This is a genomic window from Chitinimonas sp. (assembly GCF_041904975.1).
In the GTDB taxonomy this organism is placed as follows: domain Bacteria; phylum Pseudomonadota; class Gammaproteobacteria; order Burkholderiales; family Chitinimonadaceae; genus Chitinimonas.
Map to the genome: position 1 here is coordinate 1 of NZ_JAYRLZ010000356.1, position 3,751 is coordinate 3,751.

Annotated in this window: 4 protein-coding genes; all 4 read left to right on the plus strand. The window is 66.0% G+C overall.

The genetic code is table 11. From position 1 onward, the window contains the following. Nucleotides 1-114 precede the first annotated feature (114 nt). Entirely contained in the window at nucleotides 115-783 is a 669-nt protein-coding gene (locus ACE3OH_RS20670) for a hypothetical protein (RefSeq protein ID WP_374357618.1), read from the plus strand. A 102-nt stretch (nucleotides 784-885) separates the two neighbouring features. Further along, nucleotides 886-1,971: a DUF3616 domain-containing protein gene (locus tag ACE3OH_RS20675; protein WP_374357621.1), complete on the plus strand. Its 1,086-nt coding sequence runs from the start codon at nucleotides 886-888 to the stop codon at nucleotides 1,969-1,971. Beyond that, complete coding sequence (locus ACE3OH_RS20680) at nucleotides 1,964-2,989, plus strand: diacylglycerol kinase family protein (RefSeq protein WP_374357624.1); 1,026 nt, start codon at nucleotides 1,964-1,966, stop codon at nucleotides 2,987-2,989. The genes ACE3OH_RS20675 and ACE3OH_RS20680 overlap by 8 nt, the downstream gene beginning before the upstream one ends. Continuing rightward, on the plus strand, nucleotides 2,986-3,751 hold a 766-nt coding region (locus tag ACE3OH_RS20685; protein WP_374357628.1), incomplete at its 3' end, for a metallophosphoesterase. The genes ACE3OH_RS20680 and ACE3OH_RS20685, both read left to right, overlap by 4 nt.

Sequence of the window (3,751 nt, forward strand, 5' to 3'; positions counted from 1 at the left end):
GTCTGGCGCCGTCATCGGCATTATCGACGCCGAAGACAGCCGGCCCGGCTACTTTCAGGGCGAGGTACTGGCGCGGCTGGTGGCGCTATGCCTCGTGGCAGCGCAGGGCTTGCCATGAGGCTGCCGGCCACCGACCCGGTACCGGATCACTACCTTGGCCTGTGGCGCCGCACCCGGCTACGCAGTGCGGGGCGGATCGATACCAGCACGCAGGTATTCTGGCTGCAAAGCAGGCAGTGGCATGTTGACCTGCGCATTCCGGCCGATCGGCCCGACTTTGCCGGCGTCAGCCGCCTGGCCGATTGCAATGCTGCGCAGCTGCACTGGCTGCTGGGACAAAGCGGCTTTGCCGGCCTCACCCGGGTGGAGGGCGAAGTGTGCGAATGGCTGCGCCAGCTCGACTATCGGCCCAGCGGCGAGCGCGATATTGCCCGCATGGTGTTCCATGGCGATGCGGTCGAAGAATTCGGCCTGGAGGCTGACTACGACGAGTGGTGGGAACGTGAGCCGCAGGGCGGGGGTGAGGTGGACTGCCAAGTCGTGCAGCAGGATGGCCGACTGGCGTCGGTGACGGCACGGGCTGGCCAGTGGCTGATGCATTGCCGGCCGCGTGCCATGCCGATTGCTGCGGAACAGGCGGCCTGGGCCAGTGTGCAGGCGGGCGGGGCGAGTATCGACAGCCTGCGCGCGCTGGCTGATTTCGAGCTATCGCTGGCGGAGGCCGACAGCGGCCTGATCCGCTTGTCGACCTTGCCATGGCGCGAAGGGCAGCGGCTGGGTTGAGTCGATGCTGGCCTCGCGCTGTGCTGCCTTGCCGCATTGCGGGCCTGCAAGCAGATCAGGGCATGGCGCTCTGGCTATCAACAAACGTGTTCTGGAGTAGCGATGCCCAATACCCGAAAACCCAACGCTGTTCGCCTGGAGTTCACCCGGGAATCCTTGGTCCAGACCAATCTGTCCGGTGCGGCATTCACCGGTGACTGGCTTTGGGTAGCCGGTGACGAAGCATGCGGACTCGATCGCCTGCGCCGCCTCGACCCGGTAGGCGAGGAAGCATTGCGGTTTGGCGAGGCGCGCGACTTCCCGCTGGCCGGCTTGCTCGATCTGCCTGGTGCCGATGACGAGGAAGCTGATCTGGAAGGGATGGCGGTAGCCGATGGCTATCTGTGGGTGGTTGGCTCGCATGGCTTGAAGCGCAAGAATGCCAAGCCCGAGCGCAGTCATGCCGAGAACGCCAAGCGCTTGGCCAAGCTGGCACTCGATGGCAATCGTCGCCTGCTGGCCTGCCTGCCGATTGAACACAATGCCGTTGGCGAGCCCTGTGTGGTGCGTGAGGCACGCGATGGTCGGCGTGCCATGCGTCTTGATGGCGATGCACAGGAAAACCAGCTGAGCCGCGCGCTTGCCGATGACCCGCACTTCGGGCCATTCCTGTCGATTCCCGGCAAGGACAATGGATTCGATATCGAGGGCCTGGCCGTGGACGGCAGCCGCCTGCTGCTTGGCTTGCGCGGCCCGGTACTACGCGGATGGGCCGCCCTGCTCGAAATCGAGATCGAGGTGCGCGGCGAGCGACAGGTTCTTGCGACACAGGAGGGCGGCACCAGCCTGCGCAAACACTTTCTGCAACTCGACGGTCTGGGCGTGCGTGATTTGCATTTTTCCGGCGATGATCTTTACATCCTGGCCGGGCCAACCATGGCGCTCAATGGCGATATCCGCGTGTTCAAGTGGCCAAAGGCCCGCCAGATCATTGCCGCCAATCGCGAACCGGCGCGCTTCGAGACGTGCTTGTACGAAGCAATGTCGCTGCCGCATGGGCGGGGCTGCAATCGTGCCGAGGCGATCTGCGCGCTGCCGCCAGCACTCAGCGCGGGCAAGCCGGGCTGGCTGGTGCTGTACGATGCGCCGGGGCCTGATCGGCGCGACGGTGCCCTTGCGGTGTTTGGCGATCTGCTGCTGCATGACTGACGCCCGACACACCAAGGCGGCAGAGGCCGGGGCCATCGCGCATTCCGAGGCTGGCGCACTGCTGTTCGTGGTCAATGCCGCTGCCGGGGCGCATGACATCAAGGCCAAGCGCGCGGTGATCGAAGCGGCGCTGGCGGCGCATGGCAGGCAGGGCGAGCTGCTGATGTGTGGCCCGGCTGATCTGCCAAGGGTGGCTGCCGAGGCAGCAGCGGCGGCAGCTGCAAGGCAGGGCGCCGTGATTGCGGTAGGGGGCGACGGCAGCCTCAACACGGTGGCACAGGCTGCCCATGCGGCCGGTTGCGCCATGGGCGTGATTCCCTACGGTACCTTCAATTACTTTGCGCGTAGCCATGGCATACCCACCGAGCCGGCCATGGCCGCACGCTACTTGCTGGATGCCCGCCCCACACCGGTACAGGTGGCGGCGATCAATGAGCAGATCTTCCTGGTCAATGCCAGCCTGGGGGTCTACCCGGAGCTATTGCGCGATCGCGAGGCCTACAAAGCCCGCTTCGGCCGCAGCCGCTGGGTGGCCTTTGTTGCTGCCTGTGCAACCTTGCTGCGCGCCCAGCGGCGGCTGCGCCTGCAGATCGACACCGGCTCTGCCGTACGCAATGTTTCCACCTTGACCTTGTTTGTCGGCAATAACCGCTTGCAGCTCGCGCAAGTGGGCGCCGAGCCGGAAGATACCGTCCCGGGTACGCCCGGTGACGGCAGTCTGGCAGCGCTGATGTTGCGACCGATTGGATCCTGGGCCATGGTCAAACTGCTCGTGCATGGCGCCATGGGGCGGCTGGGGGAAGCCGCCGGGGTAGATCGCTTCGAATTCCTGCAGATGCGGGTGAAGCCGGCGCTAGCGCCGGGCCGCAGGCATATCCGGGTGGCATTTGATGGCGAAGTGGCGCGCATGCGTACACCGATCACCATCCGTGTGCACGAACGACCGCTGTACTTGCTGAAGGCGAGCGGGCCGGATGCGCTTGCCGCTTCGCCGGCCGCCGCCATTGGGGCGGTATGAGCACGCTGCTGCATCTATCCGACACCCATTTCGGCACCGAGCGGCCCGAGGTGGTCGAGGCACTGGTCGCACTGGCCGGGCAGATCAAACCGGAGCTGGTGGTGCTAGCGGGCGACATCACCCAACGTGCCCGGCCCGCCCAGTTTGCTGCGGCAAAAGCCCTGGTCGAGCGACTCGCGGCGCCGGTGCTGGCGATACCCGGCAACCACGACATCGGTTTGTTCGATCTGTGGGCGCGGCTGGTTTGCCCCTATGCCCGCTATAGCCGGGCGTTTGGCGCCGAGCTTGAGCCGGTGCATGCCTCGCCGGAGCTTTTGGTGATCGGCGTCAATACCACGCGTGCCTGGCGCCACAAGCATGGCGAAGTCTCTGCTGCGCAGGTCGAGCGGGTTGCCGGTTTGCTGGCCGCTGCCACCGCGCAACAATCGCGCGTGGTGGTCGTGCATCAGCCGGCCGTTGTTACTGCAAAGGCAGACCAGGCCGACCGCTTGCGCGGCAGCGACGCCGCCTTGCCCATCTGGGCGGCTGCCGGCGCCGATTTGGTGCTGGGCGGGCATATCCACCTGCCCTATGTGCTGGCCTTGCCTGGTTTGCCACGCAGCATGTGGGTGGTGCAGGCCGGCACCGCCACCTCGGCGCGCACGCGAGCCGGTGTGCCAAACTCGGTGAATATCGTGCGCTGGGAGCCGGCCGGTTCCGCGCAGCGCTGTTGCATCGAGCAGTGGGATTTTTCCCGACAGGAACAGCGCTTTGCCCTCGCCA